The 13,605-nt window shown below is 65.3% G+C and carries 14 protein-coding genes; 8 read left to right on the top strand and 6 right to left on the bottom strand.

Translation table 11 applies throughout. The features are described from left to right. Window positions 1–47 precede the first annotated feature (47 nt). Window positions 48–416 carry a hypothetical protein gene (locus ACROUL_RS18755; RefSeq protein ID WP_431300949.1) on the top strand — a complete coding sequence of 123 codons (369 nt, stop codon included), beginning with the start codon at window positions 48–50 and terminating at the stop codon, window positions 414–416. 15 nt (window positions 417–431) lie between these two features. On the opposite strand, the gene ACROUL_RS18750 is transcribed toward ACROUL_RS18755, so the two are convergent. Next, window positions 432–638 carry a cold-shock protein gene (locus tag ACROUL_RS18750; RefSeq protein ID WP_431300948.1) on the bottom strand — a complete coding sequence of 69 codons (207 nt, stop codon included), beginning with the start codon at window positions 636–638 and terminating at the stop codon, window positions 432–434. Between the two features lie 239 nt (window positions 639–877). On the opposite strand from ACROUL_RS18750, the gene parA reads away from it, so the two are divergent. Next, window positions 878–1,498: a ParA family partition ATPase gene (gene parA, locus ACROUL_RS18745; protein ID WP_431300947.1), complete on the top strand. Its 621-nt coding sequence runs from the start codon at window positions 878–880 to the stop codon at window positions 1,496–1,498. Window positions 1,499–1,533: 35 nt separating this feature from the next. Here the strand turns inward: parA and ACROUL_RS18740 are convergent, their stop codons facing one another. The 3 genes from ACROUL_RS18740 to ettA form a co-directional block, all read right to left on the bottom strand. After that, window positions 1,534–1,851 carry a DUF4342 domain-containing protein gene (locus ACROUL_RS18740; RefSeq protein WP_431300946.1) on the bottom strand — a complete coding sequence of 106 codons (318 nt, stop codon included), beginning with the start codon at window positions 1,849–1,851 and terminating at the stop codon, window positions 1,534–1,536. Between the two features lie 94 nt (window positions 1,852–1,945). Then, window positions 1,946–2,104, bottom strand: a complete 159-nt coding sequence (locus tag ACROUL_RS18735) for a DUF3309 family protein (RefSeq protein ID WP_431300945.1) — start codon at window positions 2,102–2,104, stop codon at window positions 1,946–1,948. A gap of 117 nt (window positions 2,105–2,221) precedes the next feature. Next, window positions 2,222–3,877 carry an energy-dependent translational throttle protein EttA gene (gene ettA, locus ACROUL_RS18730; protein WP_431300944.1) on the bottom strand — a complete coding sequence of 552 codons (1,656 nt, stop codon included), beginning with the start codon at window positions 3,875–3,877 and terminating at the stop codon, window positions 2,222–2,224. A gap of 155 nt (window positions 3,878–4,032) precedes the next feature. On the opposite strand from ettA, the gene ACROUL_RS18725 reads away from it, so the two are divergent. Both ACROUL_RS18725 and dacB read left to right on the top strand, forming a co-directional pair. Then, window positions 4,033–4,629 (top strand): nicotinate-nucleotide adenylyltransferase, encoded by a 597-nt coding sequence (locus tag ACROUL_RS18725; protein WP_431300943.1) that lies wholly within the window; start codon window positions 4,033–4,035, stop codon window positions 4,627–4,629. A gap of 90 nt (window positions 4,630–4,719) precedes the next feature. Continuing rightward, window positions 4,720–6,192 carry a D-alanyl-D-alanine carboxypeptidase/D-alanyl-D-alanine endopeptidase gene (dacB, locus tag ACROUL_RS18720; protein WP_431300942.1) on the top strand — a complete coding sequence of 491 codons (1,473 nt, stop codon included), beginning with the start codon at window positions 4,720–4,722 and terminating at the stop codon, window positions 6,190–6,192. A gap of 33 nt (window positions 6,193–6,225) precedes the next feature. On the opposite strand, the gene ACROUL_RS18715 is transcribed toward dacB, so the two are convergent. Next, on the bottom strand, window positions 6,226–6,645 hold the full coding sequence (locus ACROUL_RS18715; protein WP_431300941.1) for a tellurite resistance TerB family protein: 420 nt from the start codon (window positions 6,643–6,645) through the stop codon (window positions 6,226–6,228). A gap of 99 nt (window positions 6,646–6,744) precedes the next feature. Between ACROUL_RS18715 and ACROUL_RS18710 the strand changes: the two genes are divergently transcribed. From ACROUL_RS18710 to ACROUL_RS18700, 3 genes are all read left to right on the top strand, one after another. Continuing rightward, a complete protein-coding gene (locus tag ACROUL_RS18710; protein WP_431300940.1) occupies window positions 6,745–8,325 on the top strand; it encodes a lysine--tRNA ligase in 1,581 nt (526 codons plus the stop codon). Window positions 8,326–8,402: 77 nt separating this feature from the next. Continuing rightward, window positions 8,403–8,804: a DUF4864 domain-containing protein gene (locus ACROUL_RS18705; protein ID WP_431300939.1), complete on the top strand. Its 402-nt coding sequence runs from the start codon at window positions 8,403–8,405 to the stop codon at window positions 8,802–8,804. Between the two features lie 198 nt (window positions 8,805–9,002). Beyond that, window positions 9,003–11,291, top strand: a complete 2,289-nt coding sequence (locus tag ACROUL_RS18700) for a right-handed parallel beta-helix repeat-containing protein (RefSeq protein WP_431300938.1) — start codon at window positions 9,003–9,005, stop codon at window positions 11,289–11,291. 31 nt (window positions 11,292–11,322) lie between these two features. Here the strand turns inward: ACROUL_RS18700 and ACROUL_RS18695 are convergent, their stop codons facing one another. Continuing rightward, a complete protein-coding gene (locus tag ACROUL_RS18695) occupies window positions 11,323–11,808 on the bottom strand; it encodes a HugZ family protein (RefSeq protein ID WP_431300937.1) in 486 nt (161 codons plus the stop codon). A gap of 75 nt (window positions 11,809–11,883) precedes the next feature. On the opposite strand from ACROUL_RS18695, the gene ACROUL_RS18690 reads away from it, so the two are divergent. Then, the gene (locus ACROUL_RS18690; protein WP_431300936.1) at window positions 11,884–13,530 is read left to right on the top strand and encodes a SulP family inorganic anion transporter; all 1,647 of its coding nucleotides are present in this window, start codon (window positions 11,884–11,886) and stop codon (window positions 13,528–13,530) included. The last annotated feature ends 75 nt before the right edge of the window (window positions 13,531–13,605 follow it).

The raw sequence follows: 13,605 nt of genomic DNA, 5'->3' as shown, positions 1-13,605 counted from the left end.
GCATTCATCAGCGTCTCGTTGCCTCTCGTGCCTTCGGTGTGCGTGTCATGCTGTTGTCTGCCGATGCCGAAAGTGCGACGGCGCGCAGCCTGGCCCGGTTTGGCAGTCAGGTGGAGTGCGAGACCGATTTCTTTGCCGCAATAAGCAACATCATCGACGATCCGATGGGCTATGACCTGTTCGTCATGGATTGCGACGGGTTTGGCGGGATCGCCGCGGGCGAGCGGGCGGTTGCCACGCTGATCGCCAGCGAGGCGCGGATGCGTGTCATGCTGATAAGCGCCGAGTTCGACACGCCTGCCTTTCCGATGGGCCGCAGAACGGCAGTGTGCCTGCCGTCCCCGGTGTCGCACGAATCCATGCGCTTCGGATTTGACCACGTTTTGCGCGACCGGCCGGTGATGCACCTGTCCTGAGGTCGCGCCGCGCGGTCACGCCAAGGCGAGATTCGTTGCCGACTCGCGCCCGTCGCGGCCAGCCTCGATGTCGAAGGTGACGGCCTGACCGTCCTTCAGCCCGCGCAGGCCCGCGCGTTCCAGTGCGGTGATGTGGACGAAGACGTCCTTCGACCCGCCTTCGGGTGCGATGAACCCGTAACCCTTTGTTTCATTGAACCATTTCACGGTGCCTTTGGCCATCGTGATGCTCCCTGTCTGTTGCCGCCCGCGGGAGTGCGGCGGCCCGGCCCCGTCAGCTTGTGGTCGATTGCTGTGGCCGATGGTCGGAGACAGTGGTCGAAAAGTTAACGTCGCGTCGGAAAAGTTGCCACATCGGGCGCAAAAATCAAGACACCTGCGTTTCGGCGCCGACGTATTGGCGGGCGGCTGTGCTGCGGGTGCAAGATGGTATATGCTGCAGCGCAGCAAGGAGATTCGTCATGGGCACGGTCATCACGGTCGCACAGCAGAAGGGCGGGGCGGGGAAAACCACGCTGGCGGTCAATCTGGCGGTGGAGTTCCTGCGCAGGGGGATGAAGGTCGCGGTGCTGGACACCGACCCGCAGGGCAGCCTTGGCCGCTGGTTTCTGGCGCGGCGCGAGCGTTTGGGCGAAGCGGGGATGGAACTTTCCACCGCTTCGGCCTGGGGCGTGGGGTATGAATGTGAAAAGCTGCGCAAGCTGGTTGATGTGGTGATCGTGGACACCCCGCCGAAGGTGGATGCCGATCTGCGGCCCGCACTGCGCGAGGCGGATCTGGTGCTGGTGCCGGTGGCGGAATCGATGGTGGACCTATGGGCCACCGACGGGGTGCTGGATCTGGTTGAACGCGAAGGTCGCAAGGCGCTGATCGTGTTGAACCGGATCAAGGCAGGGTCGCGGCTGGGGCTGGAGGTGGCGTCGGCGGCCGGGCTGGTCGGCACGGTGGCCGGGGCAAAGCTGGGATCGCGGGTCGCCTTTGCGCGCAGTCTGGGCGAAGGCACGTCGGTTGTGGAAGAACGCGGGCCGGGCGCGGGCGAGGTGGCGGCGCTGGCCGATGAGGTTCTGGCGATGCTGGGCTGAGGCTGGCGCGCGCCATGACGACGCGCACCGGGAATTCAGGCCGAGGTCTTGTCGTTGGTGCCGCTGCGGATCACCTCGATCTTGACCTTGGTGACAAAGGCCGCAAGCGCACCGATGACGGCCAGAAGGGGCGCTGCAAGAACCACCGCGCCACCCGCAATGGCACCGATCGTCAGCGGCAGTTCGACGATCAGATCTCCGTCCGGTTCGGTGATGCGGATGCGCTTGACCTGCCCCTCGGCGGCGAGGCGTTTGACTGCGGCAAGAAGCTGATCGCCCGCCACCTCGATCTCTTCGGTCCAGGTGCGTTTCTTGCGCGGTTCGGATTCGTTCTTGGCGTTCTGATCGGTCATGGCTGACCCTCCGATTGCGTTGAAAGCCTGAAACTTGGCACAGATTCGCGCCGACCGCGTTGACGTGGATCATCAAGGCCGTCGGCGCGGGGGCTCAGATACGGCCGGTCAGCACAAGGATCAGCAGGATGACCACAACCAGACCAAGGCCGCCCGACGGGCCATAGCCCCACGACCGGGAATGGCCCCAGGTGGGCAGCACGCCGACGAGGGCAAGGATGAGGATGACAAGAAGGATCGTGCCGAGGGACATGGGTCGCCTTTCAAGCGCGCCGGATCGGCGCTGGTGTCAGGACAACGTGCAAGCGGGCAGTTAGGTTCCCTCAAACGCAGGATGCCCGGCAGGCGGTGCCGGGCATCCTGATCAGGATCAGCGCGAGAAACGCTTGTATTTCACGCGCTTCGGTTCGATCGATTCCGGGCCGAGGCGGCGGACCTTGTCCTGTTCGTAGGCCTCGAAGTTGCCCTCGAACCATTCCACATGCGCGTCGCCTTCGAAGGCGAGGATGTGCGTGCAAAGCCGGTCGAGGAAGAAGCGGTCGTGGCTGATGATGATCGCGCAGCCGGCGAAATCTTCGATGGCGGCTTCCAGCGCCTGCAGCGTTTCCACGTCAAGGTCGTTGGTCGGTTCGTCGAGGAGAAGGACGTTGCCACCAGACCGAAGCAGTTTCGCCATGTGCACGCGGTTGCGTTCGCCGCCCGACAGGAGGCCGACCTTTTTCTGCTGGTCAGTGCCCTTGAAGTTGAACGCACCGGCGTAGACGCGGGAGTTCATCTCGAGATCGCCAAGGTGGATGACTTCGGACCCGCCGGAGATTTCCTCCCACGCGGTCTTGTTCGGGTCCAAAGCGTCGCGTGACTGGTCGACGTAGGACAGCTGCACCGTGTCACCGAGGGTGATGGTGCCTTCGTCGGGTTGTTCCTGACCGGTGATCATGCGGAAGAGGGTGGATTTGCCGGCACCGTTCGGGCCAATGACGCCGACGATGGCGCCCGGCGGGACGGTGAAGGTCAAATCTTCGATCAGAAGCTTGTCGCCCATGTGCTTCTTCAGGCCGACAACCTCGATCACCTTGTTGCCAAGGCGTTCGCCGTTCGGAATGATGATCTGGCTGACGGAGGCGCGTTCGCGCACGGTCTGGCTGGCCATCTCGTTGTACTTGGAGATACGGGCCTTGGATTTCGCCTGACGGGCCTTGGCACCGGCGCGAATCCATTCGAGTTCCTTCTCAAGCACCTTCTGCTTGGATTTGTCCTCGCGCGCTTCCTGCTGCATCCGCTTGGCCTTCTGTTCCAGCCATGCGGAATAGTTGCCCTCGTAGGGGATGCCACGACCACGGTCGAGTTCGAGGATCCACGAAGTGATGTCGTCAAGGAAGTAGCGGTCGTGGGTCACGATCAGGATCGTGCCCTTGTAGTTGATCAGGTGCTTTTGCAGCCAGGCGATGGATTCGGCGTCAAGGTGGTTGGTCGGTTCGTCCAACAAGAGCATGTCGGGCTTTTCCAAGAGCAGCTTGCACAGCGCCACGCGGCGGCGTTCACCGCCCGACAGGGTTTCGACATCGGCATCATCGGGCGGGCAGCGCAGCGCGTCCATCGCGACGCCGACGGTGGCTTCAAGTTCCCACAGGTTTTCGGCGTCGATCTGATCTTGCAGCTTGGCCATCTCGTCGGCGGTTTCGTCCGAGTAGTTCATCGCCAGTTCGTTGTAGCGTTCAAGGATCGCGGTTTCCTTGGCAACGCCGAGCATGACGTTCTCTTTCGCCGTCAGCTTTGGGTCGAGGTAGGGTTCCTGCGCCAGATAGCCGACCTTGGCCCCCTTGGCGGCCCAGGCCTCGCCTTTGAAATCGGTGTCGATGCCGGCCATGATCCGCAGCAGCGTGGATTTACCCGAGCCGTTGACGCCCACGACGCCGATCTTGACGCCGGGCAGGAAGTTCAGGTGGATGTTTTCAAAGCATTTCTTGCCGCCCGGATAGGTCTTGGACACACCTTCCATGTGGTAGACATACTGGTAGCTGGCCATGAGGGTATCTCCGCGCGTTTCGGGTTTGGCTGTCAGATAGGCGAACGGGCCGAAAAGGGCAATCCGCGCGGTGGGATTTCGCTGTGGCCCTGAATTGCGCGGTGCCTGCAGATTTGCGTTTCCGGCGGGCAGCGAAGTGCGCTAGCGATGCGGGAATGAAGCAGGGTTTTCCAGTTGCCACCAAGGGGATGGTCGTGGGCCTTCTGGGCGGGTCGTTCGACCCCGCGCATGAAGGGCACGCGCACATCACCCGCGAGGCGTTGAAGCGCATCGCGCTGGACCGGGTCTGGTGGCTGGTGACGCCGGGCAATCCGCTGAAGGCGCGACAGCCTGCGCCGATGGCCGACCGGCTGGCGCGGGCGCGGGCGGTGATGCACGACCCAAGGGTGGTGGTGACCGGGCTGGAAGAGGTGCTGGGCACGCGGACCACCGCCGATACCATTGACCGGCTGCGCGCGATCTATCCGGGGGTGCATTTCGTCTGGCTGATGGGGGCGGACAATCTGGTGCAGTTCCACAAGTGGGGCCGCTGGCGCGATATCCTTCGCAGCGTTCCGGTGGGCGTGCTGGCGCGGCCGGGGGCCGGGGTTGCGGCACGGCTGAGCGTGGCGGCGCGGGCGTTCAAGGTGCATCAGGTGTCGCGCGGCGAGGGGTTGGGCAACCGCAAGCCGCCGGTCTGGTGTTTCGTGAACCTGCCGTTGAACGCGGCATCGTCCAGCGCGATCCGCGCCAAGGGCAAGTGGCGCAAGTAGCGCGCCCGGTCGCGCTGACGTGAGGGACGGGCGTCTGGTGGAATCGGCGCGGTTGGCCGACACTGACCGGGTTTTGCGGGAGGCAGGGACTTGATCACGCGGCGGGGACTGTTGGCGGGGCTGTTGGCCGGGGTGGCACTGCCCGCCTTTGCCGAGGTCATCGACCGTTCGCCCCGGCCACGGGCGCGCGGGGCTGTGGCTGCGCCGGTGCCATCCGCGAAGGGGCCGGTGGACAGCGCGCCGCTGATCGCGGCGGCCAAGCTGGGTGGGGCGGTCGCCTTCGTGCTGGCCGATGCCGCGACCGGTGAGGTGCTGGAGGCGCGCGAGCCGGACCTGCCGTTGCCGCCGGCGAGCGTGGCAAAGACAGTCACCTCGCTGTTTGCGTTGGACCGGCTGGGGCCGGGGTTCCGCTTTGCCACGCGGGTGCTGGCGACGGGGCCGGTGTCGGGCGGCAAGGTGCAGGGTGATATCGTGCTGTCCGGTGGCGGCGACCCGACCTTGCAGACCGACCAGTTGGGCGATCTGGCCGCGCGGCTGGCGGCGGCGGGGATCAAGGGCGCGACGGGGCGGTTTCTGTATTGGGACGGGGCATTGCCGCGGACCTACGGCATCGCGTCCGACCAGCCCGACCATGTGGGCTACAACGCCGCAATTTCCGGGCTGAACCTGAACTTCAACCGGGTGCATTTCGAATGGAAGCGTGCGGGCAGCGACTGGCAGGTGGCCGTCGATGCGCGGGGCGAGCGGTTCATGCCGGCGGTGGCGATGGTGCGGGTGGGGATCGTCGGGCGGGACGCGCCGCTGTTCACCTATGGCAATGGCCGGGTGGAGGAGTGGACGGTCGCCTCTGCCGCCTTGGGCAAGGGGGGCAGTCGCTGGCTGCCGGTGCGTGACCCCGGGCGCTACACGGCAGAGGTGTTCCGCACCTTGGCGCGCGCACAGGGGATCGCGCTGGACGCGCCCGAGCCGCTGGGCACCAAGCCAGACGGGCGCGAGGTGGGACGGGTGGAAAGCGAGCCGCTGACCGAGGTGCTGCGCGAGATGCTGAAGTTTTCGACCAACCTGACGGCGGAGTGTGTGGGCCTGACCGCCTCGGGGCAGCAGTCGCTGGCGGCGTCGGCGCGGGCAATGGATGCCTGGGTCCGCGAGCGGTTCGGCGTGACGGTAAGCCTGGCCGACCATTCGGGGCTGGGCGGTGCGTCGCGGATCACGGCGGGCGGCATGGTCAGCATCCTGGGGCAGGCGCATCGGGATGGAATGGGGCTGAAGCCGTTGCTGCGGGACGTTGGGATGAAGGACGACAAGGGCCGGGTGATCGAAGGCCACGCAGTGAAGGTGCTGGCGAAATCGGGCACGCTGAACTTTGTGTCCGGGCTGGCGGGGCACATTTCGCCGCCGGGTGGGCGCGAGATGATCTTCGCTATCTTTACCGGCGACCCGGAGCGGCGCGATGCGGTGCCGGTCGCGCTGAGGGAGGAGCCGGAGGGCGGCAAGGCTTGGACCAAGCGGGCGCGGACCTTGCAGGGGCAGTTGGTGAACCGCTGGGCGGCGGCCTGGCGGTAGGGTTAGGCTGCGCCACTGTCAGGGTAGCGCCCCTTAGACCACCATGTGCCGCACCCTTGCGCCCCATTCGATCGCGGCGGCGTGCAGGCGGTCGATCTTCAATTCCTCGCGCACCTCTTCCAGCATCCGCAGTTCCACCTGTGAGTGGCGACCGTCTGCGGTGACGACATCGCAGGCCAGCGCGTAGGCGGTCTCGTAAAGGCGCTCGGGGAGGGCTTCGCGGATCAGGCCGAAGAGGGCGTCGAGACCGTCTTCCTCCTCGAAGAGGTCAAAGACGATGCGGCTGACGCGGCGGATGCGGTCAGGGTCGTAGGTGGCGAAGGCGGGCATGTGGTTGACCATGCGGGTGATCGCCACAAGCTCGGCCGTGCGCATGTTCTCGTCCGAGGCGGAACAGGCCACCATGACGGCGACAAGGGCATCTTGCGGAGACATGGGCGACGTTTCGGACATGGGTAAAATCCTTTTGCGGCAGAGATTGTTGACGCGGCTTGGGTCGGGCAATACAGGACAGGCCTTGTGCGGGGCAAGGGGCCCCTGAGGGACGATGCGATGTCAGCTTTGCGCGATGCGGCGATGAAGTCGAAGGCCTGGCCTTTTGAGGAAGCGCGCGCGCTGATGAAACGGTATGAGAAAAAGGCGCCGGAAAAGGGCTATGTGCTCTTTGAGACGGGATATGGACCGTCTGGCCTGCCGCATATCGGCACCTTTGGCGAGGTGGCGCGGACCACGATGATCCGCCGCGCCTTCGAGGTGATCAGCGACATTCCGACGCGGCTGATCTGCTTTTCCGACGATGTCGACGGGATGCGCAAGGTTCCGGAAAATGTGCCGCAGCAGGACATGCTGCGCCAGCACATGCAAAAGCCGCTGACCAGCGTGCCCGATCCTTACGGCGAGTATGAAAGCTTCGGGGCGCACAACAACGCGATGCTGCGGCGGTTTCTGGATACGTTCGGGTTTGAATACGAGTTCATTTCCGCGACCGAGTTCTACAAGTCGGGGCGGTTCGATGCGACGTTGCGGCTGTGCGCGGAACGCTATGACGCGATCATGGCGATCATGCTGGCAAGTTTGCGCGAGGAGCGGCAGCAGACCTATTCCTGCTTCCTGCCGATCCACCCGGAGACGGGGCGGGTTCTGTATGTGCCGATGAAGGAGGTGAACGCCAAGGATGGTACGATCACCTTCGACGACGAGACGGGCCGCGAGTGGACGCTGCCGGTGACGGGCGGGAACGTGAAGTTGCAGTGGAAGCCGGATTTCGGCGCGCGCTGGGCGGCGCTGGACGTGGACTTCGAGATGTACGGCAAGGACCATTCCACCAACACGCCGATCTATGACGGGATTTGCGAGGTTCTGGGGGGCCGCAAGCCGAACCACATGACCTATGAGCTTTTCCTCGACGATCAGGGGCAGAAGATTTCGAAGTCGAAGGGCAATGGCCTGACGATCGACGAGTGGCTGACCTATGCGGCGACGGAAAGCCTGTCGTATTTCATGTACCAGAAGCCGAAGACGGCAAAGCGGATGCATTTCGATGTGATCCCGCGGGCGGTGGACGAGTATCACCAACAGCTGCGCGCCTATCCGACGCAGGATGTGGACGGGCAGGTCAACAACCCGGTCTGGCACATTCATGGCGGCAAGCCCCCGGAAAGCCACATGGTGGTGTCGTTCGGGATGCTGCTGAACCTGGCCTCGGTGTCGGGCGCGCGGGATGGGGCGACGCTCTGGAAGTTCATCCAGCGCTATGCGCCCAACGCCTCGCCGGAGGGAAACCCGGATCTGGACGCGGCGGCGGGCTATGCGGTGCGGTATTTCACCGACCGGATCGCACCGACGAGGGTGTTCCGCCTGCCGACCGATCAGGAGCGGGCGGCGATGGAAGACCTGCGCGCGCGGCTGGCGGCGTGGGACGGCGGGCTGGACGACGAAGCCTTGCAGTCGATGGTCTTTGCGGTGGGCAAGGCGCACGGGTTCGAGCCTTTGCGCGACTGGTTCAAGGCGCTTTACGAGGTGCTTCTGGGGGCCAGCGACGGGCCGAGGTTTGGCGGTTTCGTGGCGCTTTATGGCGTCGAGGAAAGCATTGCGCTGATCGACAAGGGGCTTTCGGGCGCGCTGGTGGGGTAAGCGGGCAGAAAACTTTGACGTGGCGTCAGCCCGGCCTACTGTCCTTTGCGGGGACGTATGGACGGGGAGCCACGCCAATGCGCATTGGTCTTTTTGCACTTTTGACAGGGATGCTTTTCGCTCTGCCCGCTGCGGCGCAGGAAAAGCCGATCCAGGACACCATCCAGAACCAGCTGAACGCCTTTCAGGTGGACGATTTCGCCACGGCCTTCACCTTTGCCAGCCCCAACATCAAGGCGCTGTTCGGCACGCCGGAGAATTTCGGCGCGATGGTCAGCGAGGGCTATCCGATGGTGCATCGCCCCTCGGCGGTGACGATGCTGGAACTGCGCGAGGTTGCGGGCAACCTGTGGCAGCGGGTGATGATCACCGACGAGGCGGGTAAGACGCATCTTCTGGACTACCAGATGATCGAAACGCCCGAAGGCTGGCAGATCAACGGCGTGCAATTGCTGCGCGCGCCGGATGTGGGGGCCTAAGCCAGCCCCCCTTTTCCCCACTAAGTGGGCGCGCGCGCGGCGCGGGTGTTGCGCGCTGCTATCAGGTGGCGCGCGGTGACCTGAGGTCTGGTTAAGCCCGTCTTGCTACCCCTTTGCCGCATGGCGTGCGGACCTTGGGCAATCCCTTCGTGTTCGCGCTGCCCGTGGCATGGCGCAAGCGAGGCGAGGGAATTTCAGATGAACAAGGCAATCACCGACGGGCTGGTCCTGATGCCGCCACCGTTTTCGGCAGGCCTCAACCTGTGGTCGCGCGGCGACGGCACGCCGGGATCGGGGTCGTATCAGGGGCAGGCCAACGCGGCACTGGTGACCAACGATCAGGATTTCGCGGGCTGTCTGGAATTGCAGAAGGTCGACGCGGTGCAGAAGGTGCGGTCCTTTGCGCAGACGCCGATGCAGCCGGGGCTTTACCTGCGGGTGACGGCGCGGGTGAAGGCGGTGTCGGGCAACCTGCCGTCGGTCAGGATCGCGGCCTGGGCCGGGGATGTGGCGGGCGTCAACGTGACCGCGGCACCGCAGGCCGGGCCTTCGGTGGCGCTGACCAGCTATGGGCAGGTGGTGACGGTGTCGGCAATCATCGCCCCGGCTGCGCGGCAGGGCGTGGATCTGGCCTGGGGGTCGGTGCCGGTTTACGGGCATTTCGGCATTGATCTGACCGGGGCCAACGGCGGCGTCGTGCGGATCGACGATCTGGTGGTCGAAGATGCGACAGAAGTGTTCCTTCGCAAGATGATGGATTGGGTCGACGTGCGCGACTACGGCGCGCTGGGCAACGGCACCACGAATGACACGGCGGCCTTTCTGGCGGCTGACGCAGCCGCGGACGGTCGCGCCATTCTGGTGCCGGAGGGAGTGTTCAGGCTGAACAGCGATGTGGCGATCACCAACCGCATTCGCTTTGAAGGCACGCTGTCGATGCCGGCGAACCGTCGCCTGACGCTAACGCGGAACTATGACCTCGACACCTACGCCTCGGCCTTCGGGTCGGAGCTGGAGGGGTTCCGGCGCGCGTTGCAGGCGCTGTTCTACTTCAACGACCACAACACGCTGGATCTGTCGGGGCGCCGGGTTGACCTGACCGGGCCCTTGGACGTGGCGACGATTGCGGGGCTGACCAGCTTTACCTCACGCCGGGTGCTGCGCAATGGCGCGCTGAATGCGGTGGCAGGGCCGGCATGGGCCACCGATACCCTCACCTCGGTTGCGACCTATGCGCCGGCCTCGCCGGTGACGCTGACCGGCGTGGCAAACGTGGCCAATATTCCCGTCGGCGCGCTGGTCGAAGGCACCGGCGTCGGGCGCGAGGTCTATGTGAAGGCGAAGAACGTCGGTGCCGGGACGGTGGAGTTGAGCCAGCCCCTGTGGGGCGCGGCAGGCACCCGGACATACACCTTCAAGCGGTTCAAATACATGCTGGATTTCGGCGGCTTCGACCTTCTGTCGCGGTTCGAGATCGAGGATGTGGAGTTCAACGCGCTGGGCCTGTGTTCCTGCGTGCTTCTTCCGGTCACGGGGATCACATTCCGGTTCATGGCAAACACGCTCAACCGGCCGCTGGACCGTGGGATCAGTTCGACCGGCACCGGCTGTCAGGGCATGTTCATCGACATGTGCCAGTTCCTATCGAACGAAAGCGCGCTGCCGGCGCAGACCCGCACCTCGATCGCGGTCAATGTGAACGCCAACGACACCAAGATCCGCAACAACCGCGTAGTTCGGTTCGCGCATTTCGCGGTGATGAACGGCAGCGGACACATGGTGTTCGACAACCACTTCTTCCAGGGCGATGACGAGGCGGTGGGGGTGCGCCGGGCGGGGCTGATCTTCACGCAGACCAACGTGTCGACGGTGGTGTCGGGCAACTATGTCGACAACTGTTTCATCGAGTGGGGCAACGAACATGACGCCGCCCCGGAATGGAACGGCGAGTTTTCCTTCGGCGGGCTGAACGTGGTGGGCAACATTTTCATCGCCTCGAACGTCACGACGGCGTTTCGCTTCGTGGTGGTCAAGCCCTATGGGCCCGGCCATTACCTGAACGGCTTTTCGATGGCGTCGAACAGCTTCCGGGTGGTCAGCGCCACGACCTCGCGGGTCGAGATGGTGGATACCACGCTGGCGGCGCTGGATTTCGCCAAATCGTTTAACGTGCGGGTGGAGGGCAACAGCTTTTTCAACGTCACCCAGCAGATCATGAATCCGGTGGTGGTGACGCATACTCAGAACACCGCCGCCGATACGTGGAGCGTGGGGGCGGACGGGTTCATCCCGTTCGGCGGGCGCACCCGGATGGTCGAGGCGGTGATGCCCGAAGGGCCGATCACCAACGCGGGTGGCACGCCGCGCTATGTGCAGCCGAACGCGACGGTAGGCACGGGCGCGGGCGGCAACGAGGTGCAGTTGCGCTGGGGCGAGGCGATGCGCGGCAAGGTGGTCGTGCGGATGCGGATGGACTTGCCGGGCTGAGGTTGATCGGGCGGCTTTCGGGCCGCCTGTTTCATTTCAGGTCGTCGGAGGTCAGTCGATAGGCGCGAGCGAAACCGGCGTTGAGAAGGGCTGAGACGGGCTGGAACCGGACAAAGGCGAAATCGGCGAAGTCGATGTAGAGTTTCGCCTTCGGATGCTGGCCAAGCCAATGGTCGCGGATCGCGGGGCGGTCGGGCGCGACAGGCGCGATGAAGCGGGCGGTGGCGCGGATCATCAGGCGCGGATGGGTCAGCGGGTCGCCCTTGCCCGAAGGCTCGCCCAGCATCAGGGCGCAGGCGGGGTGGGCGGAAAGGCCCGCATGGTGTGGGGCAAGCGCCGAGATCAGCGTCAGCATCGCGCCGTCAGGGCCGAGGCCAAAGGCGATCCGGCTGATGCCGGGGGTGTCGGTTTGGACATCGGTGTAGGCGAGAGCGGCGTGCGTGGCCTGCAACAACGTGCGGGCAAGGGCACGGGCCTCGGCATCGGCGGGGGCGACGGGATCGGGGCGCTGGGTCATGTGCGTTGGGTCATGGGCGTTGACACTGTTCGGGCTTGGGCGTTTGGATGCTGGGAACAGCGCTAGCGTCGGACCATGACCGAAACAAGCCGTCCCATCCCAACTGCCACTGAATTCACGCCAAAGCTGCTGACGGTCTGGCGCGAAGGCTATCATCTGCCTGATCTGCGCGCCGATGCGCTGGCGGGGCTGACGGTGGCGATCGTGGCGCTGCCCCTGTCGATGGCAATTGCAATTGCCAGCGGGGTCGGGCCTGAGCGCGGGCTTTACACGGCGATTGTCGGCGGCTTTCTGGTATCGGCGTTGGGCGGGTCGCGGTTTCAGGTGGGCGGACCGGCAGGGGCGTTCATCGTGCTGGTGTCGGCCTGCGTGCTGGCGACCGGGCTGGATGGGCTGATCCTTGCCACCTTCCTGTCCGGGGTGCTGCTGATCGCGGCGGGCGGGCTGCGGCTGGGCACCTATATCCGCTACATCCCCTATCCGGTGACGGTTGGCTTTACCGCCGGGATCGCCGTGATCATCTTTGCCAGCCAGTTGCGCGAAATCTTCGGGCTGTCGCTGGCCGGGCCGGAACCGGGCGAGATTGTCGCCAAGGTTCAGGCGCTGTGGGCGGCTCGCGGCACGGTCACTTGGGCCGCGCTGGCGGTGGCCGTGCTGACGGCGGGGGTGATCCTTGGCCTGCGGCGGGTCAGGCCGCATTGGCCGGGGATGCTGATCGCGGTGGCGGTGGCGTCGGTTCTGGTCTGGGCGGCGGGGCTGCCGGTGGACACGATTGCCAGCCGGTTCGGGGCCTTGCCAAACCGCCTGCCGATGCCGGCCCTGCCGGGGCTTGATGCCGCTGGGGTCTGGGCTGCGCTGCCTTGGGCCGCGAGTTTTGCCCTGCTTGGTGCGATTGAATCGCTGTTGTCGGCGGTGGTGGCCGACGGAATGAGTGGCGCGCGCCATCGGTCGAACGCGGAACTGGTGGCGCAAGGCGCGGCGAACATCGGGTCGGCGCTTTTCGGCGGGTTTTGCGTCACCGGCACCATCGCCCGCACGGCAACCAACGTGCGCGCGGGCAGCCGGGGGCCGGTGTCGGGGATGCTGCACGCGGTGTTCCTGTTGGTGTTTCTGGTGGTGGCGGCACCCTTGGCGGGGTTCGTGCCGCTGGCCGCGCTGGCGGGCGTGCTGGCCGTGGTGGCATGGGGCATGGCCGAAAAGGACGAGATGTGGGCGCTGATCCGGTCGTCTCGCGGCGACGCGATGGTGGTGATCGTGACCTTCCTTCTGGTCGTGTTCCGTGACCTGACCGAAGGCATCATCGTGGGTTTCGCGCTGGGTGGCCTTGTCTTCATCCGGCGCATGTCGGAGGCGGCGAGCGTGCGCCCGGTAGAGCCGGAGGAAGCCTATGATCCGGCACTGCACACCAGCCCGGATCGGGTGGTGTGGCGGCTCCAGGGCCCCTATTTCTTTGGCGCGGCGGCGCAGTTGCAGGCCGTGCTGGACCGCATCGCTGATGCCCCGCGCACCGTGGTGATCGACCTGACCGATGTGCCGCTGGTCGACAGTTCCGGCGCGCGCAGCTTTGAACGGCTGGCGCAAAAGGCGCAGCGCCGGGGCGGGCAACTGTTCCTGATCGGCGCGCGGCCCGAGGTGCATCGGGCGCTGCTGTCGCAGGGTTTGCACGTCCCGCTGGTTCGCTTTGCCGCTACTCTGGCCGAGGTTGATGCAGCCCCCGGCTGAGTCGCAGGCAACATAGGTCGCAGCCCAAGGTAACGCCGGGCCGAAAGCCCGCGGTTTGGCCTGCGGGACAGCACA

Source organism: Tabrizicola sp. BL-A-41-H6 (genome assembly GCF_050632395.1).
Taxonomy (GTDB): Bacteria; Pseudomonadota; Alphaproteobacteria; order Rhodobacterales; family Rhodobacteraceae; genus JAUYQR01.
Note: the sequence above shows the minus strand (reverse complement) of the source record. Positions and strands in the feature narration are given on the sequence as shown.

Bases quoted from the DNA above. Each gene is read 5' to 3' on its own strand.
- ACROUL_RS18755 (WP_431300949.1), top strand. From the start codon at position 48: ATGCTGTTGTCTGCCGATGCCGAAAGTGCGACGGCGCGCAGCCTGGCC.
- ACROUL_RS18750 (WP_431300948.1), bottom strand. From the start codon at position 638: ATGGCCAAAGGCACCGTGAAATGGTTCAATGAAACAAAGGGTTACGGG.
- parA (WP_431300947.1), top strand. From the start codon at position 878: ATGGGCACGGTCATCACGGTCGCACAGCAGAAGGGCGGGGCGGGGAAA.
- ACROUL_RS18740 (WP_431300946.1), bottom strand. From the start codon at position 1,851: ATGACCGATCAGAACGCCAAGAACGAATCCGAACCGCGCAAGAAACGC.
- ACROUL_RS18735 (WP_431300945.1), bottom strand. From the start codon at position 2,104: ATGTCCCTCGGCACGATCCTTCTTGTCATCCTCATCCTTGCCCTCGTC.
- ettA (WP_431300944.1), bottom strand. From the start codon at position 3,877: ATGGCCAGCTACCAGTATGTCTACCACATGGAAGGTGTGTCCAAGACC.
- ACROUL_RS18725 (WP_431300943.1), top strand. From the start codon at position 4,033: ATGAAGCAGGGTTTTCCAGTTGCCACCAAGGGGATGGTCGTGGGCCTT.
- ACROUL_RS18715 (WP_431300941.1), bottom strand. From the start codon at position 6,645: ATGTCCGAAACGTCGCCCATGTCTCCGCAAGATGCCCTTGTCGCCGTC.
- ACROUL_RS18710 (WP_431300940.1), top strand. From the start codon at position 6,745: ATGTCAGCTTTGCGCGATGCGGCGATGAAGTCGAAGGCCTGGCCTTTT.
- ACROUL_RS18705 (WP_431300939.1), top strand. From the start codon at position 8,403: ATGCGCATTGGTCTTTTTGCACTTTTGACAGGGATGCTTTTCGCTCTG.
- ACROUL_RS18700 (WP_431300938.1), top strand. From the start codon at position 9,003: ATGAACAAGGCAATCACCGACGGGCTGGTCCTGATGCCGCCACCGTTT.
- ACROUL_RS18695 (WP_431300937.1), bottom strand. From the start codon at position 11,808: ATGACCCAGCGCCCCGATCCCGTCGCCCCCGCCGATGCCGAGGCCCGT.
- ACROUL_RS18690 (WP_431300936.1), top strand. From the start codon at position 11,884: ATGACCGAAACAAGCCGTCCCATCCCAACTGCCACTGAATTCACGCCA.